Consider the following 21,536-nt stretch of genomic DNA (forward strand, 5'->3'; position numbering starts at 1 on the left):
CGCGTGCTGTGACCGCTCTACCATCGCCTTATCCGTAGCAGGCTCCCCTCCGTTTCTGCCCGACGGCTCGTAACCATGCGGGCCACCAAGCCCTACGGAGCATCGGGGGATGCACATGAACAGCGCTCCGCATTTGCTGAACGAGGACCGCCCCGAGTTCGAGCGGGTCCTTGATGAGGCGCTGCGTACCGCACCCAACCGGCCTGATCTCGCCGCCGTGGGCCAGCGGCTCAACCCCGAACAACTGCGCACCATGGCACTGAACGCCGCCGCACTGATCAGCACGGCGGCGGCCACCGAGTACGAGCACTACACCAAGGTCCGCGACGAGCTGCGCGCCGCTCCGCAGCCCGTCCGTCCGCTACGTGAAGGAGGCTCCTCCAGCTCGGCCGAGTCCGGCGGCGGCAGCTCCATCGGCTTCGCTGCCACGGTGGGCGAGGTCGCGGAGACCACGGGGCCCGGCATCGCCGCGGTCGCCGTCGTGCTCGCCCCGGTCCTCGCCGGGACCGCGGCCGCGATCTTCCTGCTGGTCGGCTACATCCTGAAGATGCTGAACCCGCCGCCGGACTTCGCCGACACGCTGCTGTCCGTCGGCTGGGTCTTCGGCGCGCTCACCGCGGCGTGCATCCTCGTCGCCGCGGTCTGCCTGCTCCTGACGGCCCTGCGCAACGGGTCGACCTCGCTGCAGGCAGGCGCGCACGGCGAGGCCAGCGAGGAGGTGACGCGCGCCAGGGAAGCCTGGACCGAGGCGCTCCTTGAGCGGGGCATCCTCCCGTTCCTGCGGGACGCCCAGGCCCGGACCGCCCTGGGCGGCGGTTCGCTGAGCGGCGGCAGGGGCGGCGGCTCCGCCAACCGCATGCCGCAGCTCGGCTACAACAGGCCCGGATTCAGCAGCCCCGACGGCGGCGGAACCGCCACGGGGCAGCGCGCCGGGTTCTCCAGTCCGGACTTCACGAGCCCGGACTTCGGAGGCCCGGAGCACCAGCCGGACTGAGCCGGGGACAAGGGGCTCGGGGTGCACCAAGCGGCCCCGAGCCCGTCGTCATGCGCGTACGCCGGTTCAGTTGGCGAGCGGCAGATAGACGCGGTTGCCCGCCTCGGCGAACTCCTTCGACTTCTGCTCCATGCCGGCCTCGACCTCGGCCTGCGTGGTGCCGTGCTCGCGGCGGATGTCCTGCGAGATCTTCATCGAGCAGAATTTCGGGCCGCACATCGAGCAGAAGTGCGCCGTCTTCGCCGGTTCGGCGGGGAGTGTCTCGTCGTGGAACTCCCGCGCCGTGTCCGGGTCGAGTGCCAGGTTGAACTGGTCCTCCCAGCGGAACTCGAAGCGGGCGTCCGAGAGCGCGTCGTCCCAGTCCTGCGCGCCCGGGTGCCCCTTGGCGAGGTCCGCCGCGTGCGCCGCGATCTTGTATGTGATGACGCCGGTCTTCACGTCGTCGCGGTTGGGCAGGCCCAGGTGCTCCTTGGGCGTGACGTAGCAGAGCATCGCCGTGCCCCACCAGGCGATCATCGCGGCGCCGATCCCGGACGTGATGTGGTCGTACGCCGGAGCGACGTCCGTGGTCAGCGGGCCGAGCGTGTAGAACGGGGCCTCTTCGCAGATCTCCTGCTGGAGGTCGATGTTCTCCTTGATCTTGTGCATCGGGACGTGTCCCGGGCCCTCGATCATGGTCTGGACGCCGTGCCGCTTGGCGATCGCGTTCAGTTCGCCGAGCGTCCTCAGTTCGGCGAACTGGGCTTCGTCGTTGGCGTCCGCGATGGAGCCGGGGCGCAGTCCGTCGCCGAGCGAGTACGTGACGTCGTACGCGGCGAGGATGTCGCAGAGTTCCTCGAAGTGCTCGTAGAGGAAGCTCTCCTTGTGGTGCGCGAGGCACCATGCGGCCATGATCGAGCCGCCGCGCGAGACGATGCCGGTCTTGCGGTTGGCGGTCAGCGGGACGTACGGGAGCCGGACGCCGGCGTGCACCGTCATGTAGTCCACGCCTTGTTCGGCCTGCTCGATGACGGTGTCCTTGTAGATCTCCCAGGTCAGCTCCTCGGCCTTGCCGTCGACCTTTTCGAGCGCCTGGTAGAGCGGCACCGTGCCGATGGGGACGGGGGAGTTGCGCAGCACCCACTCGCGCGTGGTGTGGATGTTGCGGCCGGTGGAGAGGTCCATGACGGTGTCGGCGCCCCAGCGGGTCGCCCACGTCATCTTCTCCACCTCCTCCTCGATGGACGAGGTGACGGCGGAGTTGCCGATGTTGGCGTTGACCTTCACCAGGAACCGCTTGCCGATGATCATCGGCTCGATCTCCGGATGGTTCACGTTGGCGGGCAGCACCGCGCGACCTGCCGCGATCTCCTCGCGGACGACCTCGGGCGCGACGTTCTCCCGGATGGCCACGTACTCCATCTCCGGGGTGATCTCGCCCCGCCTGGCGTACGCGAGTTGGGTTACGGCCTCGCCGGTCCTGCTGCGGCGCGGCTGGCGCGGGCGGCCGGGGAAGACCGCGTCGAGGTTGCGCAGCCCGCCGCGTGGCGAGGTGTGCTTGATGCCGTCGTCCTCGGGGCGGGCGGGGCGGCCCGCGTACTCCTCGGTGTCGCCGCGGGCGATGATCCAGTTCTCCCGGAGCGGTGCGAGCCCCCTGCGCACATCGGTGTCGACGGTCGGATCGGTGTACGGACCGGAGGTGTCGTACAGCGTGACGGCCTGGCCGTTGGTGAGATGCACTTGGCGGACCGGCACGTTGAGGTCGGGGCGCGAGCCCTGGATGTACCCCTTGTGCCAGCCGATGGACTTCCCTGCCTCCGGCTCAGAGCCGTTGGAGGCAGGCGTGCGTGCGTCCGTTGTGGTCATGAGACCTACTCCCTACGCCGGCATTACCCGGTAACAGGTTCGGCGGTCGACGCAGCGATGTTCGTCGGCGGCGTTTCACGCTGTTTCACGTGAAACACGCACGGACGAAGGTCAGCGCCCTCTCAGCCCGGTGCTCCGAGCTCCCGCGTGTGCAAAGGTGCCTCCACGCTAGCGTCACTTCGGACGCGTTGAACAGAGGGCCCCTGTCGTTCTTGCGATGATCGGGCGGTGACCTCGACGCAGCAGCCTCCGCCTCCGCCGCCCCATCCCCCGCATGGGCCGGGCCCTTCAGGGTCCGGGCACGGCCCGGGCGGGCACGGCCACTCGCACAGTCATGGCCCCGCCGCGCCTGTCTCGCAGCACCTGCGCAAGGTCATCGCGGCGATCCTGGTGCCGTTCTCCATGGCCGTCGTCGTCGGCCTCGTGGTGCTCTGGCCCGGAGGCGCCCCGGACCACGAGCGCACCGGTGTCGGTTTCGACCGGCAGACGCAGCAGGCGACCGTCGCCCGGGTCGAGAAGGTCGACTGCAAGTCCGTGAACGCGACGGGTTCCGCCACACAGGACCCCTCGGGCACACCGACGCAGGGCAAGGTTTCCGGTACCTGCGAGAAGGCGACGATCCGGGTCGACACCGGCGACGACACGGGCCGTACGTTCACAGAGATCGTGCAGCCGGACTCGCCGCGCCAACTGCGCGAGGGCCAGAAGGTGATCGTCGCCTACGCGCCGGACGCGCCCAAGGAGTTGCAGTACTCCGTCACCGATGTGAACCGCAAGTTCCCCATGGCGCTCCTCGCCGGGATCTTCGCCCTGGTCGTCGTGGTGGTGGGCCGCATGCGCGGTGTCATGGCGCTGGTCGCGCTCGCGGTCAGCTTCCTGGTGCTGACCCTGTTCATCCTCCCGGCGATCCTCCAGGGCTCGAACCCGTTGGTCGTAGCGGTCGTCGGGGCCAGCACGATCATGCTGATCGCGCTCTACATGTGCCACGGCCTGACCGCCCGTACATCGGTCGCCGTCCTCGGCACCCTCGTGTCGCTGCTGCTCATCGGCCTGCTGGGGTCGCTCTTCATCGGCTGGGCCGCGCTGACGGGCAACACGGACGACAACACCGGCCTGATCCACGGCCTGTACCCGGACATCGACATGAGCGGCCTGCTGCTGGCCGGGGTCATCATCGGTTCGCTCGGTGTCCTGGACGACGTGACGGTCACGCAGACATCGGCGGTGTGGGAGCTGCACGAGGCCAATCCGACGATGGGCTGGCGCGGTCTGTACCGGGCGGGCATCCGGATCGGCCGCGACCACATCGCGTCCGTCGTCAACACCCTGGTCCTCGCGTACGCGGGCGCGGCGCTTCCGCTGCTCCTGCTGTTCTCGATCGCGCAGAGCAGCGTCGTCGACGTGGCCAACAGCGAGCTGGTGGCCGAGGAGATCGTGCGCACGCTGGTCGGTTCGATCGGCCTGGTGGCGGCGGTGCCGGTGACCACCGCGTTGGCCGCCCTGGTCGTCTCGGCCGACCGTCCGGTGCCCGGCACGCCCGCGCGGACCGCTCCGGGACGCGGCGGAGGGGGCCGACGACGCAAGCGCTGAGCGGCGCGGAACGGCTCGGGTGCACCGCGCCGCACAGGCGTCGCATCGTCGACCACTCGGTGCTCAGCCCGCGTTCTGCTCCTCGGCGAGGATGCGGTCGAGCGCCTCGTCGAGTTCGGCCTCGTAGTCGCCGAGGGCCTGTTCCTGGCCGAGGGGGACGAGCTTGTCCGTACGGTCGAGGAACGCGACGAGCGGGGCGACACCGGCCCGGAACAGCGCGTGATCGCCGCCCACCTGCAGCCGGATGTGCACGTCCACCGGCAGCTCGTCGGCGCCGCCCCCGGCGCTCTCCACGGGCAGGATCCGGACATCGCCGTCACCGGTGGCCCCGTTGACCCCGTCGACGAGGAGTTCCCGGCCGAACGCCCAGGTCACCGGGGCGTCACCGGGGAGATGGAAGGTGAGTCGCACCGCGTACGGGTCGGCGGACTCGTACCGGAGCTCGACCGGGATACGGAACGAGAGCTCCTCCGAGACGAGGAAGCTCATCATGACTTCTGCTTGCACTGCTTGTACCGACTCGCGCATCGCCTACCCCGTCAATGTGACGTCGATTGGCCAGGAATGACCTCCCTGACGCTGCTGGCATCTTGCTCAACGTACACGAGGGATTACAAGGAGTGAGTTTTCAGATGCTGATAGAGAAGGCGAGTGTCCCTACGAGCCTGCCGATCTCGTCCTGCAGGCGCCGCGCCGCGGGCAGCAGTCTGTCCGTCTGATGCGCGGGGAGGGAGATGGCCACCGCAGCGGCCAGCGAGCCGATGGTGACCGGGAACGCGGCGCAGGCCGTCCCCAGCGCGTACTCCTGGCGCTCGATGAGCGGCTCCATGCGTTCCACGGTGCGCAGCCTGCGCAGCAGCGTCCGGTTGTCCCGTACCGAGTACGGGGTGATGGCGCGGGCCGGGTAGCGGTCGAGGTGGTCCCGGCGGGCCTCCTCGCCGAGCTGGGAGAGCAGGCACTGGCCGATCGCGTGGGCGTGTCCGGTCTCGGCGAAGTCGGCCCATTCCTCGACGGCCGGATTGGCCGGAGTGTCGGCGACGGCGACGATCTCGATCTCGCCGTCGCGGTAGATCGCGAAGTAGACGGGCACGCCGAGCGCGTCCCGCCAGTGGCGCAGCGCGTCGGTGATCATGCCGCGACGATTCTGCTGGGCTCCGCTGCTGCTCAGCCGCTCGACCGCGTCGCCGAACAGGAAGACGCCCCTGTCCTTGCGGAGATAGCCCTCGTGGGCCAGCGTGCGCAGCAGGTGGTAGGCGGTGGGGAGGGCGACTCCGGCCTCCCGGGCGAGCTGCTTGGCGGGAGCCCCCTCGTCGTGGGCGGCGACCGCCTCGAGCAGCCGCATGGCGCGCTGGACGGAGCCGATGAGCGTCTGCGGGGCCGAGATTGCGGGATCGGCCAAGGTTCACTCCCGGTACGCGTGCGTCCCCTCACATGGAACCCACGGGGATCGGAATCCGGACTTTAACCCTTGGCCACCGCTCGGTACGGGCCCTGGACGGAAACTTCCCCCGGTTCAGCGAACCGTCGCACCCTGCAACGAACGAACTCCCGCGCCCCGCCCGTGCTCACCAGTCGCTGCGCGAGGACGAGCCCGCCATGAACCTCCGTACGAGGTAGATGAGTCCACCGACCAGGGCGGCGAACACCAGCACCTTGAAGAGCAGGCCGATCACGAACCCGACGACGCTGGCGATCAGCCCGCCGAACACGACCAGGGCGATGACCGGCACCGCGACCCACTTCACCCACCACGGCATGCCCGCGAATATCTCTCGCACTGCCCTCGCTCCTTCGCTCCCGAGACCCTCGTCGGGGCTCTTCCGGCTTCCTGCACTCGACGCTGTCACGCCGGGGGCGCGCGCGGGGCGCCGCGATCCCTTGTCCTCCCCTGACCCGACCCTTAGGGAACCCCGGGGTCCGGAGTCAGCTCTCCGGGGGAGAGAAGACGACCAGGACCCGCAGGTCCTCGCTGATGTGGTGGAACTTGTGGGCCACGCCCGCCGGTACGTACACCACGCTGCCGCGCCCGACCTGGGTGGTCTCCATCCCGACCGTGATCGAGGCGCGCCCGCTGACCACGAGGTAGACCTCGTCCTGCTGATGCGGCTGCTGCGGGTCGTGCTCCCCCGCGTTCAGCGCGTACAGCCCGACCGACATGTTCCGCTCGCGCAGGAACTGCAGATACGCGCCGTCGTTGGCGGCGCGTTCCGCCTCCAGTTCGTCCAGCCGGAATGCCTTCATCGCCCTTGTCGTCCTCGCTGTTCGCGCTCGTCACACTCGTCGCCGGCAACACCGCCGGTCCCGTCTGCCACGATCAGACACATGTTGAATTTCGTAGTCAAGACGATCGCCAACGCGGGGGCCCTGGCCGTCGCGGTGCTGCTCGTCGACAAGATCACGCTGACCGGGGACAGCACCGGCAGGAAGATCGGCACACTGATCCTGGTGGCGCTCCTCTTCGGCCTGGTCAACTGGCTGGTGAAGCCGTTCGTGAAGGTCCTCACCTTCCCGCTCTTCATCCTGACCCTCGGCCTGATCACCCTGCTCGTGAACGCCCTGATGCTGTTGCTCACGTCGTGGCTGGCCGACAAGCTCGACCTGAGCTTCCACGTCGAGGGCTTCTGGACCGCCGTCCTCGGCGGCCTCATCATCTCGATCGTCTCCTGGGCGCTCAACGTCGTCCTGCCCGAGAAGGACTGAACCCCCATGACCTTCCGCGTCTGCTTCGTGTGCACGGGCAACATCTGCCGCTCGCCCATGGCCGAGCACGTCTTCCGCACCCGCGTCGAGGAGGCCGGCCTGTCCGGCGGCGTCGAGATCGACAGCGCCGGGACCGATGGCTGGCACGTCGGGGAGGGCGCCGACCCGCGCACCATCCGGGTGCTCGAGGAGCACGGCTACGCCACCGCGCACACGGCCCGCCAGTTCGACGCCGACTGGTTCGCGCGCCTCGACCTCGTCATCGCCCTCGACGGGAGCCACCTGCGCACCCTGCGCCGCCTGGCACCGACCCCGCAGGACGCGGAAAAGATCCGTCTGCTGCGGTCCTACGACCCGGATGCCGGTGACGATCTGGACGTCCCCGACCCCTACTACGGCGGCGCGGCCGGGTTCGAGGAGTGTCTGCGGATGGTGGAGACGGCGAGCGACGGCCTGCTCGACGCCGTGCGCGACGCGGTGGAGGGGCGGGCGGCCTGAGCCAGTACGAGGGCTACGCACAACAGACGGCCCGAGCCTCCCCCCTCGTGGCTCGGACCGCCGCGGTTCTGCGCGCGAAGAACCGCGCCCACAAGGCTAGTTGACTCTCTGTCAGTGTCCAATCACCGTAGCGACAGGGACTCATCCGCATATTTATAGTTGAGCGCGTCCCCAGGACCGGAGGGAGGCGCGTAGCCATGGACCTCGCCTTGCTGCGCACCTTCGTGACGGTCCACCGCGCCGGTTCCTTCACCCGCGCCGCCGCCCTGCTCGGCCTCTCCCAGCCCGCCGTCACCTCGCAGATACGCACGCTGGAGCGGCAGCTGGGCCGCCCGTTGTTCCTGCGTCAGGCGCGCGGCGTGACGCCCACCCCCATCGGCGACGAGCTGGCGCACAAGGCGGCCCCGCACCTCGACGCCCTCATGGAGATCACCGAGATCGGGCTCAACGAGGAGTCGGGCGTGCGCACGCTGCACGTCGCGGGCCCACCGGAGTTCACCGCGGAGCGCGCCCTGCCCGCACTCACAGAGCTGACCAGGGGCGACGGCCAGAGCATCGCCCTGCGCGCCTCCTTCGGCACCGCCGAGGAGTCCGTGGAGGGGCTCGCCGCCGGACATCATGATCTGGCCATCACGACGGCGCGGCCGCGCGGCGCTCTGCTCACGGCGACTCCGCTCTGTGACGAGGAGCATGTCCTGGTCGCCTCACCTCGCTGGGCCGCCCGGTTCGGCTCCGGCACGCTCCACCGCGACGCGGCGCCGTCCCTCGAGAAGTTCCCCATGGTCGAGGTCCACGAGTCGCTGCCGTTGGTCGAGCGGTACTGGGCCGCCGTCTTCGACTCCCGCCCCGACGTCTCCGGCACTGTCGTCGTGCCCGACCTCCGCGCGGTCCTCGCGTGTGTGATCACCGGCGCCGGTCTCGCTGTCCTGCCGCGTTATCTGTGCGCCTCCGCACTGGAACAGGGCGAGGTGGTGGCGCTGCTCGATCCGCCGGTACCGCCGCTGCGCACCTACTTCCTCGTCGTACGCACCGGCACGCTCGCCTCGCCGCACATCGCGCGGGCGCATGAGTGGCTGCTGCGCGCTGCGGTCGACTGGTCGTGAGCGGTATCGACGCGATGCGGAATGTTTCACGTGGAACCGGCCGGGCCACATTTCTCCCATGACCGTCCGACCCGTGGTCAAGCGCACCGCACGCGCCGTCCTGCTCGATGGCGATGACCTCATCCTGATCAAGCGGACCAAGCCCGGTGTCGATCCGTACTGGGTGACCCCTGGCGGCGGCGTCGAAGCGGAGGACACGACCGTCGTGGACGCCCTCCACCGTGAGGTGCACGAGGAGCTCGGCGCGAAGGTCACCGACGTGGTGCCGTGCTTCGTGGACACCGTCGAGCACATCGGCGAGGACGCCGCGACGACCGGCGTGAAGGTCCAGCACTTCTTCGTCTGCAGACTGGAGTCGATGGACCTCTCCCAGCGCCACGGCCCCGAGATCGAGGAGCCGTGCGGCGAGTACGAGGTCGTACGTGTCCCGTTCACCCGCGTCGGCATCGCCTCCGTCCATCTGGTGCCGCTCTCCTTGCGCCACTACCTGGACGGCAACATCGAGGGCGTACGGGCCATGCACGCACCTGACCTGGGCTGACCTGCCGGTCGGACAGAGCGGTACGGGGCTCAGTCCGCGGTCACGACCAGTTCTTCGACCGAGTCGTGGCGTATGCGGTGGTGCGGGATACCGAGCGCGCGCAGGGTCGTCACGCCTTTGCGGATCATGCCGGGCGGACCGGAGAGGTAGGCGTCGTACTCGTTCCAGGGCCGTACTCCCGCACGGCGTCCGGTAACTGCACTTGGGCCTGCTGGTCGACGACCGGGCGGACCGCGAGCCACGAGTGGCTCCGCTGGAGGTGCAGCATCGTGTCGATGTCGTACAGGTCGTGGTCGGTGCGAGCGCCATAGAACACCTCGACCGGGCGCCGCTTGCCGTGCTCGGCGACGTCCTCGACGAGCGCCTTGATCGGGGCTATGCCGGTGCCGCCGCCCAGGCAGAGCAGGCCGCTGTCGCTGCTGTGGTCGACGGTCATCGAGCCGGCGGGCGGGCCGAGCCGCAGCACGTCACCGGGGCGCGCGCGGTGGACCAGGGCGTTGGAGACCCAGCCCGCCGGGACGGCCCTCACGTGGAACGACAGCAGCCCGTCGGAGCGGGGCGCCGACGCGAACGAATAGTTCCGCCAGATCCGCGGCCACCACGGCGTCTCGAGCGTCGTGTACTGGCCGGCCAGAAAGGGGTAGGGCTGGTCGGTCCTTGCGGTGACGACCGCTATGTCGGACGTGCGCAGCTCGTGTTCGACGACCTCGGCGAGCCACCAGGCGGGCGCCTTCACCTCGTCCTCGGCTGCCGCGTCGATCATCACCTGCGAGATCGTCGTGTACGTGCGGACCCAGGCGGCCTCGGTCGCGGCGTCCCAGGTGGCCGTCGCGTGCCGGGCGAGCGCCGCGATGAGGCACTCGCCGACGGCCGGGTAGTGCTCGGCCCGCGTGCCGTACTTACGGTGACCGCGGCCCAGGTTCTTCAGGTACGGGACGAGGACGAGCTTGTTGTCGACGTGTTCCGCGGCGGTCAGCAACGCCTTGAGCAGCCGGTCCCGCTGGGCGTCCATCGCGACCGGGAAGAGCGGACGCAGCTCCGGGTGGCGGACGAAGAGCAGCGCGTAGAAGTACGAGGTGAGCCGGGAGGCGACGGGCCCGACCTCGTCCATCGTGCGGCGCACGAGGAGCGCGTCCGGCGAAGCCCTCTCGGCGAGCACGCGGGGCGGCGGTGTCCGGTCGGCCGGAGTGGTGCCCGACGTGAACCAGCCGTCCCCGCCGCCCGGACCGGAATCGGCCGGCGTGGTGGTCGGAGCGTCCATGCGGTGCCTCGCCTCGAACATCTCGGGTCGGTCTGCGTACGTCCGTCTCGCTGCACACTCCCGCGCCGGCTGCGCGCCGCTACGGAGAGGCCCACACGGCAGAGTGCCACTCCTTTCCCTCCCGTTGAAGGAAAACCGAAAAGTACGGGTCTTTGATCTTTCCGCCTGGTTGGGCCGGGGCGTATGTCGAGATCGCTCCGTTCCGGCCACCGCGGACGGCCGGGGCTCGATGCCGGGTGGCCGAAAGTATCGGGCCACTGCACGCAAAGCGGTGGACGCCACCGTGCTCCGTCCGAGAGCCTGACCAGCGTGTCGACACCTTCCCTCCCCGACCTGCCCATCCGCCGCCTCACCCCGCGTGACGTGCGCGCCTGCGCCGACCTCTCCGAGGACCGGGGCTGGCCCCGCGAGGAACACAAGTGGGGGCTGCTGCTCGCCGCCGGTACCGGTTACGGCATCGACGCCCCCGACGGCGGGCTCCTCACCGCCTGCGTCGTGACCGAGTACGGGCCACGCGAGCGGCCCGAACTGGCCGCGATCGGCATGGTCCTGGTCGCCGAGCGGTACGCGCGCAGAGGTGTCGGACGGCGTCTGATGCGCTACGTCATCGAGCAGGCGGGCACGACACCGCTGACGCTGCACGCGACACCGTACGGGCGCCCGCTCTACGAGGAGCTGGGCTTCAAGGTGACCGGGCGGGCCGAGATGGTGCGCGGCCGCTTCGTCGCCGGCGGGCCCGCGCCGGCCGTGGCCACGCGCGCGGCCACCGCGGAGGACCTGCCCGCGATCCTGCGCCTCGACGCCGAGGTGTTCGGGCCCGACCGCACGCACGTCCTCGCACGTCTTCCGGCCTTCGCGGACCAGCTGCGCGTGGCCGAGGAGCACGGGCGGCTCATCGGGTACGCCGCCGCCTGGCCGAACATGGACACGCACGTCGTCGGCCCGCTGGTCGCCCGCGACACCGAGACGGCGAAGGCCCTGGTCACCGCCCTCGCGGCCCACACCGACCGGACGCTGCGGACCGATGTCGACGTCCGTCACGAGGAGCTGCTGGTCTGGCTCAAGGAGCGCGGTCTTGAGGGCGTGAGCATGAACGCCGTGATGAACCACGGCGCCCCGGACCTGCCGGGCGACTGGACCCGCCGCTTCGCACCGTTGACGGTGGCGGCGGGCTGACCAGCACTGAGGGAGGCCGGGGCGGTGAACAGCCGGGTCACTGGTGGACCGGCTCGGCCTTCCGCTGTCCGGAACCGGTGACGACCACGCTCGGCTCGGGGGAGCGGCGCTCCAGCACGGCCGACACGACCGCCAGGACTAGGGCGCTCGCGGCGAGCACCGCGCCGACCCAGTTCGGGGCGGTGTAGCCGAGCCCCGCGGAGATGACCATGCCGCCGAGCCAGGCGGAGAGGGCGTTGCCGAGGTTGAAGGCGCCGATGTTGACGGCCGAGGCGAGGGTGGGGGCGCCGGACGCCTGGTCGAGGACCCGCTTCTGCAGCGGCGGCACGGTCGCGAAGCCGAGCGCGCCGATCAGCACGATGGTGACCGCGGCGAGGATCTTGTTGTGCGCGGTCAGGGTGAACAGGCCGAGCACGATCGCCAGGGCGCCCAGCGAGACGTACAGCATGGGCATCAGGGCGCGGTCGGCGAACTTGCCGCCGACGAGGTTGCCGCCGACCATGCCGAGCCCGAACAGGACGAGGAGCCAGGTCACCGATCCGTCGGCGAAGCCGGTCACGTGCGTCATCATCGGCGCGATGTAGGTGATGGCCGCGAAGACACCTCCGAAGCCGAGCACGGTCATCGCCATGGCGAGCAGGACCTGGACGTTCCTGAACGCCGCCACCTCGTGGCGCAGCCGCACGCCCTCCGGCTTGGGCAGGTCCGGTACGAGCTTGGCGATGCCGACGAGCCCGACGACCCCGAGCGCGGCCACGATCGTGAAGGTGACGCGCCACCCGGCGGCCTGGCCGATGAACGTGCCGAGCGGTACGCCGACGACGTTGGCCACGGTCAGGCCGGTGAACATCATGGCGATCGCGCCGGCCTTCTTCTGCGGCGCCACCAGTTCGGCCGCGACGACCGAGCCGATGCCGAAGAAGGCGCCGTGCGCGAGCGAGGCCACCACGCGGCCGATCAGCATGACGGCGAAGACAGGTGCGACCGCCGAGAGCAGATTGCCGAGGATGAACAGGCCCATCAGCAGCATCAACATGCGTTTGCGCGGGATGCGCGTGCCGAGGACCGTCATGAGCGGGGCGCCGAACATGACGCCGAGGGCGTAGCCGGTCACGAGGAATCCGGCCGTGGGGATGGAGACGCCGAAGTCACCGGCGACCTCGGGCAGCAGACCCATGATCACGAATTCGGTGGTCCCGATCCCGAAGGCCCCGATCGCGAGGGCGAGAAGCGCGAGAGGCATGGGGGTTGACCCTTCCAGACAGTTGCAGGTGCGCTTTACGAGTCCTCACAATAATTGCAGACGCGCGCTAAGTGCAAGCGCGGGATATTTCATCCATCGACTACCCTGGTACGGAGTCGCTCCGGGACGGAGGATCCACGAGCCATGACCGCGACAGACCCCGCACTCACCGCCCTCTCCCAGGGCTGGTGCGCCCTTTCCCTCCTGCACGGGAGGATCGAGGCCCACATCGAGCGCGCCCTGCAGGCCAAGCACGACCTGAGCGTGCGCGAGTACTCCCTGCTCGACGTCCTCAGCCGTCAGCACGACGGAGAGGGCGGCCACCTGCAGATGAAGCAGGTCGCCGATGCCGTCGTCCTCAGCCAGAGCGCCACCACGCGCCTCGTGACCCGCCTCGAGGACCGCGGCCTGCTGCTGCGCTACCTGTGCCCCACCGACCGGCGCGGCATCTACACCAACGTCTCCGACGCGGGCCTGGCCCTTCTGCGGGAAGCCCGCCCCACGAACGAGACGGCCCTGCGCGAGGCGCTGGACGCCGCGGCCGAGAACCCCGAACTTGCCCCGCTGGTCCGGGCCGTGGAGGGACTGCGCGTCCCCGCGTGACCGGGCTCGGGACGGCGGCGGCTTAGGCTGCCGCCATGGGAGATCTTGAAATAAGAGCGGCCACGGCGGATGACGTCCCGGCGATCGTCGCGATGCTGGCCGACGACCCGCTGGGCGCCCAGCGCGAGTCGCCGGAGGACCTCACGCCCTACCTCGCGGCTCACGCACGTCTGTCGGCCGACCCGAACCAGCACCTCGTCGTCGCCGTCCGCCGGGACCAGGTCGTCGGCACGCTGCAGCTCACGGTGGTCCCGGGCCTCTCCCGCAAGGGAGCGACCCGGTCCATCATCGAGGGCGTACGCATCCATGGCGAGGAGCGCGGCAGCGGCCTGGGCACCCAGCTCATCGAGTGGGCCGTGGAGACCTCCCGACGTGAGGGCTGCCACCTCGTCCAGCTGACGTCCGACGCGACCCGCACCGACGCCCACCGCTTCTATGAACGGCTCGGATTCACGGCGTCGCACGTCGGGTTCAAGCTGCAGCTCTGACGGGCCACGTCCCACCGGTTGCACGTGAAACGAACCACGCAAAACGAACCATCACCGTTTCACGTGAAACGGACCACCTTCGCGGGGGGTGCCACTACGGGAGCACCCCCGTCTCGTCCGACCCGCTGGTTACTGCGGCAGCCCTCGCCACCCGTCCGGGTCCACCCCGCCGGGCACCGGCGCGTCGGCACCGTACGGCTCCCGGGTGAAGACGAACGACCCGAGATCCAGGTGGCTGACCGAACCGTCCTGCCGCCTCACCGCCTGAAGCACCTCGCCCGCGTAGTAGCCGTCGAGGCCCGTCCAGGTGCCGTCACCGTTGGCCCGGAACCGCGAGCGCCGTCCCGCACCGGCCGCTGGGCCCAGATCCACGCCTCCGTCGGCGGTCAGGCGCAACGCCACCACCTGTGTCCCCCAGTACCAGGGCCCCGTCAGCTCCAGGACCGCCGGGTCGACCTCCGGCAGCGGCCGCCACGGCTCGGGGATCCGCGGCTCGGCCTCGGCGACGATGTTCAGCAGCTCGGCGGCCACCGTGGCGGCGGGCACGCCCGACGTGCAGTTGGCCAAGGTGACGGCAGTGAGTCCGTCCTCCTCGCTCAGCCAGAGCCCCGCCACGAAGCCGGGCAGCGAGCCGGTGTGCCCCGCCAGTGTCCGGCCGCCCCCGTGGACCATCTGCATCCCGAGCCCGTAGGAGGCACCCCAGTCGCCGGGCAGCATCGGCGCCGCCGGCGTCCGCATCTCCCGTACGGAGTCCGCGCTCAGCACACGGTCGTCACCTGTGGCCAGGAAGCTCGCGAAGGTGATCAGGTCGCGGGTGGTGGACCACAGCTGGCCGGCGGGTGCCATCAGACCGAGATGCTCGCTCGGCTCCGGCATCAGCACATCGGCATAGGGATGCACGGCCCAGCCTCCGGCGTGCGGGGCCCGCGCCTCGACGCTGGTGCGGTGCAACCCGAGCGGCTCAAGGATCTCCCCGCGCAGGGCCTCCGCCCACGGCACCCCGCGTACCGCCTCAACCAGCGAGCCGAGCAGCGTGTAACCGGGATTGGAGTAGTGGTGGCGGCGCCCGACCGGGTGCCGGAAGGGCTGCTCCCCCAGAACATCGGCGAGAGTCGGACGGAGCCCGGCGGACGACCGCTCCCACCACTCACCCGGCGTCTCCGCCGCCAACCCGCCCGTGTGAGCCAGGAGTTCGGCGATCGTGACGTCCCCCGCCCCGGTTCCGGGGAGATGCTTCTCCAACGGGTCGGCCAGGTCGAGCAGGCCCTCGTCGCGCAGCCGCAGCACCAGCACAGCCGTGAAGGTCTTGGTGATCGAACCGATCCGGTACTGCACGTCCTCGTCAGGACCGTGCCCGTCCACCGAGGTGCGCGAGCCGGTCCACACCAGTTCCCCGTCGCGGCCGACGGCCGCGCAGAGAGACGGCGCACGCCCATCCTTCTGCGCGACAGCGATGCGGTGCAGGAGGGCGCGGCGGGTGGCGGGCAACAGGTGTGAGGGTGTCGTCATACGCCCAGTCCATCGTTAGCACCGCCCGGCGTCGAGCCGATTTCACCGGAGGCTGATCAAGCCCCCGGTGCCGTCGCCGTCGTGGGTTGTTGCCACATCAGGTCTGCGCCATGTCCACGAAGCGCGAGTAGTGGCCCTGGAAGGCGACCGTGATCGTGGCGGTCGGGCCGTTACGGTGCTTGCCGACAATGATGTCGGCCTCGCCCGCACGGGGCGACTCCTTCTCGTACGCGTCCTCGCGGTGGAGCAGGATGACCATGTCCGCGTCCTGCTCGATGGAGCCGGACTCACGCAGGTCGGACACCATCGGCTTCTTGTCCGTGCGCTGCTCGGGGCCACGGTTCAGCTGGGAGAGCGCGATGACCGGGACTTCGAGCTCCTTGGCCAGCAGCTTGAGGTTACGGGACATGTCCGACACCTCCTGCTGACGGCTCTCGGAGCGCTTGGACCCGCCGGCCTGCATCAGCTGCAGGTAGTCGATGATCACGAGCTTGATGTCCTGGCGCTGCTTGAGGCGGCGGCACTTCGCACGGATCTCCATCATCGACAGGTTCGGGGAGTCGTCGATGTAGAGGGGCGCTGCCGAGACCTCGGGCATACGGCGTGCGAGCCGCGTCCAGTCCTCGTCGGTCATCGTGCCGGACCGCATGTGGTGCAGGGCCACGCGCGCCTCGGCCGACAGCAGACGCATCGCGATCTCGTTGCGCCCCATCTCGAGGGAGAAGATGACGCTGGGCAGGTTGTGCTTGATCGACGCGGCGCGCGCGAAGTCGAGCGCGAGCGTCGACTTACCCATGGCGGGACGGGCCGCGATGACGATCATCTGGCCCGGATGCAGGCCGTTGGTCAACGAGTCGAAGTCCGTGAACCCCGTCGGCACCCCGGTCATCTCGCCGCTGCGTGAGCCGATCGCCTCAATCTCGTCGAGCGCGCTCTCCATGATGTCGCCGAGCGGGAGGTAGTCCTCGCTGGTGCGCTGCTCGGTGACGGCGTAGATCTCGGCCTGGGCCTTGTTGACGATCTCGTCGACGTCGTCGTCGGCCGCGTATCCCATCTGCGTGATCCGCGTGCCCGCCTCGACAAGGCGCCGCAGCACGGCCCGCTCGTGAACGATCTCCGCGTAGTACTCGGCGTTCGCCGCCGTGGGGACGGTCTGGACAAGCGTGTGCAGATACGATGCCCCGCCGACCTTGTTGATCTCGCCACGCTTGGTCAGCTCGGCGGCGATGGTGATCGGGTCGGCCGGCTCGCCCTTGGCGTAGACATCAAGGATCGCCTGGAAGATCGTCTCGTGCGCCGGTTTGTAGAAATCGGCGCCCTTGAGCACCTCGACGACGTCGGCGATCGCGTCCTTCGACAGGAGCATGCCACCGAGCACCGACTGCTCGGCATCCAGGTCCTGGGGCGGTACGCGCTCGAACGTGGCCGGGCCGTCGTCCCAGGCCCCGCCTTCCCGGCCGCGCTCGTGCTCGTCATTTCGACCGCGACCGCCCTGGCGGCTCTGCCGGGAAGAAGGCAGACGGTCGCTGGGACCGCTGTCGGCCCACGGGTCGTCCAAGGGCTCGGAGATACTCACCGGGCCACCTCCTCCCGTCCGCCGAGCGGACCTAGCCGTGTCTTCCATCTCTACGGCACGACACTGACAAATACGGCGCCCGATTCCGGTTCTGACGCGAGGGTTTTCACGAGGTTTCCGGGCCGGATGACACGGTGGGCGCCGCCCTACGTTAGGCGTGTCGGCACCGTCAGCCAATCTGGTTATCCACAGGCGGTGTGGATGACGGGCCTCTGCCTGTGGAGAACTCGGCAAAACCTGTGCACGGCTCGGTGGACAGCCCTGTGAACAAGCCCTCAGGCCTCTCCGCACTTATGCTCTGACCTGCGCATACCCCGTCCACCGGCTGTGCAGAAGAAAAACTTTTCCAGTCGGCCCACGTTCTCTCGGAGCGCCGCCCCGCCGCCCATATGAGCGGGCCTCGCGTAAGGGTCCCTATGGCATTGCATCTCTTACCTGTGGAAGATTAGATTGGTGCCCATGACACAGGCTTCCGTGACCCCCAGGGCTGCCCGGCGGCGGCACGACCGAGAGATCGTCGCCCTGGCCGTTCCCGCCTTCGGCGCGCTCGTCGCAGAGCCTCTTTTCCTCATGGCCGACAGCGCCATCGTCGGACATCTCGGCACGGCTCAACTGGCGGGGCTCGCCGTCGCCTCGGCCCTCCTGACGACTGCGGTCAGCGTCTTCGTCTTCCTCGCCTATGCGACCACGGCGGCCGTCGCACGCCGTGTCGGCGCCGGTGATCTGCGCGCAGCGATCCAGCAGGGCATGGACGGTATCTGGCTCGCCCTCCTCCTGGGCGCCGCCGTCATCGCCGTCGTCCTGCCGACCGCCCCCGCCATCGTCGATCTTTTCGGTGCCTCCGACACCGCCGCCCCCTACGCCGTCACCTATCTCCGCATCTCTGCACTGGGCATCCCCGCCATGCTCGTGGTCCTCGCCGCCACCGGTGTCCTGCGTGGCCTCCAGAACGCGAAGACCCCGCTGTACGTGGCCGTCGCCGGCTTCGTCGCCAACGCCGCACTCAACCTCGGCCTCGTCTACGGCGCCGACCTCGGCATCGCCGGCTCCGCCTGGGGAACCGTCATCGCCCAGTTCGGCATGGCCGCGGTCTACCTTGTCGTCGTCGTCCGGGGAGCCCGTCGCCACGGCGCATCGCTCCGGCCTGATGCGGCGGGCATCCGTGCCTGCGCCCAGGCCGGCGCCCCCTTGCTCGTCCGTACGCTCTCGCTGCGGGCGATCCTGATGATCGCCACCGCGGTCGCGGCCCGACTGGGCGACGCGGACGTCGCCGCGCACCAGATCATCCTGTCCCTGTGGAGCCTGCTCTCCTTCGCGCTCGACGCCATCGCCATCGCCGGACAGGCCATCATCGGCCGCTACCTCGGTGCCGATGACGCCCGGGGCGCACGCGACGTCTGCCGACGCATGGTCCAGTGGGGCATCGCCGCAGGAGTCGCCCTCGGTGTCCTGGTCATCGTGACCCGCCCCCTGTACGTCCCTCTGTTCACGAGCGACCAGGTCGTCCAGGACGCGGCGCTGCTCGCGCTGATCGTGGTGGCCGTCTCCCAGCCCGTCTGCGGCATCGTCTACGTGCTCGACGGCGTCCTGATGGGCGCAGGCGACGGCCCGTACCTGGCCGGTGCCATGCTGATCACTCTGGCGGTCTTCACTCCGGTGGCCCTGCTGGTGCCGGTTCTCGGAGGCGGCCTGACCGCCGTGTGGGGTGCGATGGCGCTGATGATGGCAGTGCGCATGGTCACGCTCTGGCTGCGCTACCGCTCCGGCCGCTGGGCCGTCACGGGCGCCATCCGCTGACTACGGCATCTGGGGAGGCCGTTTCACGTGAAACGGCCTCTCTGGACAGCCGTACCGCAGCACCGCAGCACCGCAGAGGCGCATCACTGCGCCACCCCGGGGGGAGGCAAACGTATGGGGCCGCACCCCGAAGGATGCGGCCCCACACACGCTTCAGCTCTGCTCAGGGCAGGGCTCAGGCAGCGACGACCTCGACGTTGACCTTGGCGGCAACCTCGGGGTGCAGACGCACGGACGTCTCGTGGGCGCCCAGCGTCTTGATCGGCGAGCCCAGCTCGACACGACGCTTGTCGATCTTCGGGCCACCGGCAGCCTCGATCGCCGAAGCGACGTCGGCCGGGGTGACGGAGCCGAAGAGACGACCGGCGTCGCCGGAGCGGACGGCCAGACGCACGTTCACGGCCTCGAGCTTGGCCTTGACCTCGTTGGCCTGCTCGATCGTCGCGATCTCGTGGATCTTGCGCGCACGACGGATCTGCGCGACGTCCTTCTCGCCACCCTTGGTCCAGCGGATCGCGAAGTTCCGCGGGATCAGGTAGTTACGGGCGTACCCGTCCTTGACGTCGACGACCTCGCCGGCGGCACCGAGGCCGGAGACCTCGTGGGTAAGGATGATCTTCATGATTCGGTCACCCTTTCCTTATCGCGCGGTGGACGTGTAGGGCAGCAGCGCCATCTCACGGCTGTTCTTCACGGCCGTGGCGACGTCACGCTGGTGCTGCGTGCAGTTGCCGGTCACGCGGCGGGCACGGATCTTGCCGCGGTCGGAAATGAACTTCCGCAGCATGTTCGTGTCCTTGTAGTCCACGTACGTGACCTTGTCCTTGCAGAAAGCGCAGACCTTCTTCTTCGGCTTGCGCACAGGCGGCTTCGCCATGGTGTATCTCCTGTGTGATCAAGAAGTGGGGGTACGGCCCACCCTCGGCCCGAGGGCCTAGAAGGGGGGCTCGTCCGAGTAGCCGCCGCCGGAGCCGCCGGAGCTTCCGCCCCAGCCGCCACCGCCGCCGCCCTGCTGCTGGCCGCCGCCGGCCGGCGCGCTGGTCGCCCAGGGGTCGTCGGCGGGAGCACCGCCGCCACCCTGCTGCTGACCGCCGCCGGGGCCACCGCCCCAGCCGCCGCCCTGCTGGCCGCCACCGCCGCCGCCATAACCACCCTGGCCACCGCGACCGCTGGTCTTGGTGACCTTGGCCGTGGCACTGCGCAGGCTGGCGCCGACCTCGTCGACGTCGAGCTCGTAGACCGTGCGCTTGACGCCCTCACGGTCCTCGTAGGACCGCTGCTTCAGCCGGCCCTGCACGATGACGCGCATGCCTCGCTGGAGCGACTCCGCGACGTTCTCCGCCGCCTGACGCCAGACCGAGCACGTCAGGAACAGGCTCTCGCCGTCCTTCCACTCATTGGTCTGCCGGTCGAAGGTGCGGGGAGTGGACGCGACGCGGAACTTCGCGACCGCCGCACCGGAGGGGGTGAAGCGCAGCTCGGGGTCGTCGACAAGATTGCCGACGACCGTGATGACGGTCTCGCCTGCCATGGGGTACCTCTCGGCGGGTTTGCTGCGGACTGCTTGCTGCTACTCGGATCCCAAGTACCGCTGAACAGCTAGGTTCAGTGGGTCTCGGGACGGAGGACCTTGGTCCGGAGGACCGACTCGTTCAGGTTCATCTGCCGGTCGAGCTCCTTGACGACCGCGGGCTCTGCCTGCAGGTCGATGACCGAGTAGATGCCCTCGGGCTTCTTCTTGATCTCGTACGAGAGACGACGACGGCCCCAGGTGTCGACCTTCTCGACCTTTCCGTTGGCCTCGCGGACCACGGAGAGGAAGTTCTCGATCAGCGGGGAGACAGCACGCTCCTCGAGATCGGGGTCGAGGATGACCATCACCTCGTAGTGACGCATGTGGAACCCACCTCCTTTGGACTCAGCGGCCACGGTCGTTCCGTGGCAGGAGGGTTGTTATGCGTGAGCAACGGTATCCGCCGCCACTGACAATCGGTCTTCGCGAAGGACGACCAAGCAGGTCAGCGGGTTCCAGCCCCTGGTCGGGACGTGGGCAGACACCAATGCAGACGGTCCAGACTACCCGCACCCCGGCTTCCGGTTGAAATCCGGCAGCGGAGGCCCCCACTCTGGATACCTCGGGTGTGTTCGGCGCTACCATGCGCCGCCTTCCGCAGGAGGTGCCCTCATGGCACAGGCAATCCGCACCAACAGCGCCCACGCCGGCGGTCTCTTCGCATCGGACGGGAAGGCCCATCCGGTGCCCGACACCCTGGTCGCGGTGACCGCGGTGCTCGGACTGATCGCGGTCATCACGTCGATCTGGCACAACCTCCATCTCCTGAGCTCCTGGACCGGCCTCATCGGGATCCTGACGGGGGCCTACGGCCAGTTCGTCTCGGAGACGACGCGCGAGCGTTTCGCCCTGATCCTCGGCCTCGGCGCCTCGGCCGTCGGCTTCTTCATCGGCATGGCCCACGGCGGCCTCTTCGGCGGCGTCATCGGGTGAGGTCGGCGCCGCCGCGAGGGCCGACCCCCCATACAGCCAGCCGGGGCGCTCACCGGGCGCAGTAGGCTTCGGCGCGAGAGCCGGAGCCCCTGTACCCAGGGAGCCA

23 protein-coding genes and 1 pseudogene are annotated in these 21,536 nt (G+C 69.5%); 11 read left to right on the forward strand and 13 right to left on the reverse strand.

The annotated features are described in order from the left end of the window. The first annotated feature begins 109 nt into the window (after positions 1 to 109). Entirely contained in the window at positions 110 to 994 is an 885-nt protein-coding gene (locus N5I75_RS27485; RefSeq protein WP_476681655.1) for a hypothetical protein, read from the forward strand. Positions 995 to 1,060: 66 nt separating this feature from the next. Here N5I75_RS27485 and thiC read toward each other — a convergent pair whose 3' ends face one another. After that, positions 1,061 to 2,839: a phosphomethylpyrimidine synthase ThiC gene (gene thiC, locus N5I75_RS27490; RefSeq protein WP_476681657.1), complete on the reverse strand. Its 1,779-nt coding sequence runs from the start codon at positions 2,837 to 2,839 to the stop codon at positions 1,061 to 1,063. A gap of 228 nt (positions 2,840 to 3,067) precedes the next feature. Between thiC and N5I75_RS27495 the strand changes: the two genes are divergently transcribed. Next, on the forward strand, positions 3,068 to 4,429 hold the full coding sequence (locus tag N5I75_RS27495) for a YibE/F family protein (protein WP_476681659.1): 1,362 nt from the start codon (positions 3,068 to 3,070) through the stop codon (positions 4,427 to 4,429). 63 nt (positions 4,430 to 4,492) lie between these two features. Here N5I75_RS27495 and N5I75_RS27500 read toward each other — a convergent pair whose 3' ends face one another. From N5I75_RS27500 to N5I75_RS27515, 4 genes are all read right to left on the reverse strand, one after another. Next, complete coding sequence (locus N5I75_RS27500; RefSeq protein ID WP_476681660.1) at positions 4,493 to 4,957, reverse strand: SsgA family sporulation/cell division regulator; 465 nt, start codon at positions 4,955 to 4,957, stop codon at positions 4,493 to 4,495. Positions 4,958 to 5,057: 100 nt separating this feature from the next. After that, a complete protein-coding gene (locus N5I75_RS27505) occupies positions 5,058 to 5,828 on the reverse strand; it encodes an IclR family transcriptional regulator (RefSeq protein WP_476681662.1) in 771 nt (256 codons plus the stop codon). Positions 5,829 to 5,994: 166 nt separating this feature from the next. Beyond that, positions 5,995 to 6,207, reverse strand: coding sequence for a DUF5326 family protein (locus tag N5I75_RS27510; RefSeq protein ID WP_394432417.1), 213 nt, complete (start codon positions 6,205 to 6,207; stop codon positions 5,995 to 5,997). Between the two features lie 145 nt (positions 6,208 to 6,352). Beyond that, positions 6,353 to 6,670 carry a cupin domain-containing protein gene (locus N5I75_RS27515; protein WP_365498635.1) on the reverse strand — a complete coding sequence of 106 codons (318 nt, stop codon included), beginning with the start codon at positions 6,668 to 6,670 and terminating at the stop codon, positions 6,353 to 6,355. Between the two features lie 81 nt (positions 6,671 to 6,751). Here N5I75_RS27515 and N5I75_RS27520 point away from each other — a divergent pair, with 81 nt between their 5' ends. From N5I75_RS27520 to N5I75_RS27535, 4 genes are all read left to right on the forward strand, one after another. Continuing rightward, positions 6,752 to 7,129: a phage holin family protein gene (locus N5I75_RS27520; RefSeq protein ID WP_476681665.1), complete on the forward strand. Its 378-nt coding sequence runs from the start codon at positions 6,752 to 6,754 to the stop codon at positions 7,127 to 7,129. 6 nt (positions 7,130 to 7,135) lie between these two features. After that, the gene (locus N5I75_RS27525; RefSeq protein WP_476681667.1) at positions 7,136 to 7,627 is read left to right on the forward strand and encodes a low molecular weight protein-tyrosine-phosphatase; all 492 of its coding nucleotides are present in this window, start codon (positions 7,136 to 7,138) and stop codon (positions 7,625 to 7,627) included. A gap of 197 nt (positions 7,628 to 7,824) precedes the next feature. Then, positions 7,825 to 8,730 (forward strand): LysR family transcriptional regulator, encoded by a 906-nt coding sequence (locus tag N5I75_RS27530; RefSeq protein WP_476681669.1) that lies wholly within the window; start codon positions 7,825 to 7,827, stop codon positions 8,728 to 8,730. Between the two features lie 58 nt (positions 8,731 to 8,788). Further along, positions 8,789 to 9,271 carry an NUDIX domain-containing protein gene (locus tag N5I75_RS27535; RefSeq protein WP_476681671.1) on the forward strand — a complete coding sequence of 161 codons (483 nt, stop codon included), beginning with the start codon at positions 8,789 to 8,791 and terminating at the stop codon, positions 9,269 to 9,271. A gap of 29 nt (positions 9,272 to 9,300) precedes the next feature. Here the strand turns inward: N5I75_RS27535 and N5I75_RS27540 are convergent. Continuing rightward, positions 9,301 to 10,553, reverse strand: a pseudogene (locus tag N5I75_RS27540) (globin domain-containing protein). Positions 10,554 to 10,841: 288 nt separating this feature from the next. On the opposite strand from N5I75_RS27540, the gene N5I75_RS27545 reads away from it, so the two are divergent. Beyond that, positions 10,842 to 11,708, forward strand: a complete 867-nt coding sequence (locus tag N5I75_RS27545; protein WP_476681673.1) for a GNAT family N-acetyltransferase — start codon at positions 10,842 to 10,844, stop codon at positions 11,706 to 11,708. A 37-nt stretch (positions 11,709 to 11,745) separates the two neighbouring features. Here the strand turns inward: N5I75_RS27545 and N5I75_RS27550 are convergent, their stop codons facing one another. Continuing rightward, positions 11,746 to 12,951, reverse strand: a complete 1,206-nt coding sequence (locus tag N5I75_RS27550) for an MFS transporter (RefSeq protein WP_476681675.1) — start codon at positions 12,949 to 12,951, stop codon at positions 11,746 to 11,748. Positions 12,952 to 13,095: 144 nt separating this feature from the next. On the opposite strand from N5I75_RS27550, the gene N5I75_RS27555 reads away from it, so the two are divergent. Beyond that, complete coding sequence (locus N5I75_RS27555) at positions 13,096 to 13,554, forward strand: MarR family winged helix-turn-helix transcriptional regulator (protein ID WP_476681677.1); 459 nt, start codon at positions 13,096 to 13,098, stop codon at positions 13,552 to 13,554. Between the two features lie 35 nt (positions 13,555 to 13,589). Then, complete coding sequence (locus N5I75_RS27560; protein ID WP_476681679.1) at positions 13,590 to 14,042, forward strand: N-acetyltransferase family protein; 453 nt, start codon at positions 13,590 to 13,592, stop codon at positions 14,040 to 14,042. Positions 14,043 to 14,171: 129 nt separating this feature from the next. On the opposite strand, the gene N5I75_RS27565 is transcribed toward N5I75_RS27560, so the two are convergent. Continuing rightward, the gene (locus N5I75_RS27565) at positions 14,172 to 15,551 is read right to left on the reverse strand and encodes a serine hydrolase domain-containing protein (RefSeq protein ID WP_476681681.1); all 1,380 of its coding nucleotides are present in this window, start codon (positions 15,549 to 15,551) and stop codon (positions 14,172 to 14,174) included. A gap of 97 nt (positions 15,552 to 15,648) precedes the next feature. Continuing rightward, the gene (gene dnaB / locus N5I75_RS27570; RefSeq protein ID WP_476681683.1) at positions 15,649 to 17,127 is read right to left on the reverse strand and encodes a replicative DNA helicase; all 1,479 of its coding nucleotides are present in this window, start codon (positions 17,125 to 17,127) and stop codon (positions 15,649 to 15,651) included. Between the two features lie 459 nt (positions 17,128 to 17,586). On the opposite strand from dnaB, the gene N5I75_RS27575 reads away from it, so the two are divergent. Continuing rightward, positions 17,587 to 18,924, forward strand: coding sequence for an MATE family efflux transporter (locus N5I75_RS27575; protein WP_476681685.1), 1,338 nt, complete (start codon positions 17,587 to 17,589; stop codon positions 18,922 to 18,924). 175 nt (positions 18,925 to 19,099) lie between these two features. Here N5I75_RS27575 and rplI read toward each other — a convergent pair whose 3' ends face one another. The 4 genes from rplI to rpsF form a co-directional block, all read right to left on the reverse strand. After that, on the reverse strand, positions 19,100 to 19,546 hold the full coding sequence (rplI, locus tag N5I75_RS27580) for a 50S ribosomal protein L9 (protein ID WP_476681687.1): 447 nt from the start codon (positions 19,544 to 19,546) through the stop codon (positions 19,100 to 19,102). An 18-nt stretch (positions 19,547 to 19,564) separates the two neighbouring features. Then, the gene (rpsR, locus tag N5I75_RS27585) at positions 19,565 to 19,801 is read right to left on the reverse strand and encodes a 30S ribosomal protein S18 (protein WP_003949403.1); all 237 of its coding nucleotides are present in this window, start codon (positions 19,799 to 19,801) and stop codon (positions 19,565 to 19,567) included. A 57-nt stretch (positions 19,802 to 19,858) separates the two neighbouring features. Then, positions 19,859 to 20,455, reverse strand: coding sequence for a single-stranded DNA-binding protein (locus N5I75_RS27590; RefSeq protein ID WP_476681689.1), 597 nt, complete (start codon positions 20,453 to 20,455; stop codon positions 19,859 to 19,861). Positions 20,456 to 20,529: 74 nt separating this feature from the next. After that, a complete protein-coding gene (gene rpsF / locus N5I75_RS27595; RefSeq protein ID WP_052578287.1) occupies positions 20,530 to 20,820 on the reverse strand; it encodes a 30S ribosomal protein S6 in 291 nt (96 codons plus the stop codon). 289 nt (positions 20,821 to 21,109) lie between these two features. On the opposite strand from rpsF, the gene N5I75_RS27600 reads away from it, so the two are divergent. Beyond that, positions 21,110 to 21,430 (forward strand): hypothetical protein, encoded by a 321-nt coding sequence (locus tag N5I75_RS27600; protein ID WP_476681691.1) that lies wholly within the window; start codon positions 21,110 to 21,112, stop codon positions 21,428 to 21,430. Positions 21,431 to 21,536 lie beyond the last annotated feature (106 nt).

Source organism: Streptomyces sp. R818, from assembly GCF_056172735.1.

What these genes read in the sequence shown, in the direction of transcription:
- N5I75_RS27485 (WP_476681655.1), top strand. Translation starts at nt 110, where the DNA reads ATGCACATGAACAGCGCTCCGCATTTGCTGAACGAGGACCGCCCCGAG.
- thiC (WP_476681657.1), bottom strand. Translation starts at nt 2,839, where the DNA reads ATGACCACAACGGACGCACGCACGCCTGCCTCCAACGGCTCTGAGCCG.
- N5I75_RS27500 (WP_476681660.1), bottom strand. Translation starts at nt 4,957, where the DNA reads ATGCGCGAGTCGGTACAAGCAGTGCAAGCAGAAGTCATGATGAGCTTC.
- N5I75_RS27515 (WP_365498635.1), bottom strand. Translation starts at nt 6,670, where the DNA reads ATGAAGGCATTCCGGCTGGACGAACTGGAGGCGGAACGCGCCGCCAAC.
- N5I75_RS27520 (WP_476681665.1), top strand. Translation starts at nt 6,752, where the DNA reads ATGTTGAATTTCGTAGTCAAGACGATCGCCAACGCGGGGGCCCTGGCC.
- N5I75_RS27525 (WP_476681667.1), top strand. Translation starts at nt 7,136, where the DNA reads ATGACCTTCCGCGTCTGCTTCGTGTGCACGGGCAACATCTGCCGCTCG.
- N5I75_RS27530 (WP_476681669.1), top strand. Translation starts at nt 7,825, where the DNA reads ATGGACCTCGCCTTGCTGCGCACCTTCGTGACGGTCCACCGCGCCGGT.
- N5I75_RS27535 (WP_476681671.1), top strand. Translation starts at nt 8,789, where the DNA reads ATGACCGTCCGACCCGTGGTCAAGCGCACCGCACGCGCCGTCCTGCTC.
- N5I75_RS27550 (WP_476681675.1), bottom strand. Translation starts at nt 12,951, where the DNA reads ATGCCTCTCGCGCTTCTCGCCCTCGCGATCGGGGCCTTCGGGATCGGG.
- N5I75_RS27555 (WP_476681677.1), top strand. Translation starts at nt 13,096, where the DNA reads ATGACCGCGACAGACCCCGCACTCACCGCCCTCTCCCAGGGCTGGTGC.
- N5I75_RS27560 (WP_476681679.1), top strand. Translation starts at nt 13,590, where the DNA reads ATGGGAGATCTTGAAATAAGAGCGGCCACGGCGGATGACGTCCCGGCG.
- N5I75_RS27565 (WP_476681681.1), bottom strand. Translation starts at nt 15,551, where the DNA reads ATGACGACACCCTCACACCTGTTGCCCGCCACCCGCCGCGCCCTCCTG.
- N5I75_RS27575 (WP_476681685.1), top strand. Translation starts at nt 17,587, where the DNA reads ATGACACAGGCTTCCGTGACCCCCAGGGCTGCCCGGCGGCGGCACGAC.
- rplI (WP_476681687.1), bottom strand. Translation starts at nt 19,546, where the DNA reads ATGAAGATCATCCTTACCCACGAGGTCTCCGGCCTCGGTGCCGCCGGC.
- rpsR (WP_003949403.1), bottom strand. Translation starts at nt 19,801, where the DNA reads ATGGCGAAGCCGCCTGTGCGCAAGCCGAAGAAGAAGGTCTGCGCTTTC.
- N5I75_RS27590 (WP_476681689.1), bottom strand. Translation starts at nt 20,455, where the DNA reads ATGGCAGGCGAGACCGTCATCACGGTCGTCGGCAATCTTGTCGACGAC.
- rpsF (WP_052578287.1), bottom strand. Translation starts at nt 20,820, where the DNA reads ATGCGTCACTACGAGGTGATGGTCATCCTCGACCCCGATCTCGAGGAG.
- N5I75_RS27600 (WP_476681691.1), top strand. Translation starts at nt 21,110, where the DNA reads ATGGCACAGGCAATCCGCACCAACAGCGCCCACGCCGGCGGTCTCTTC.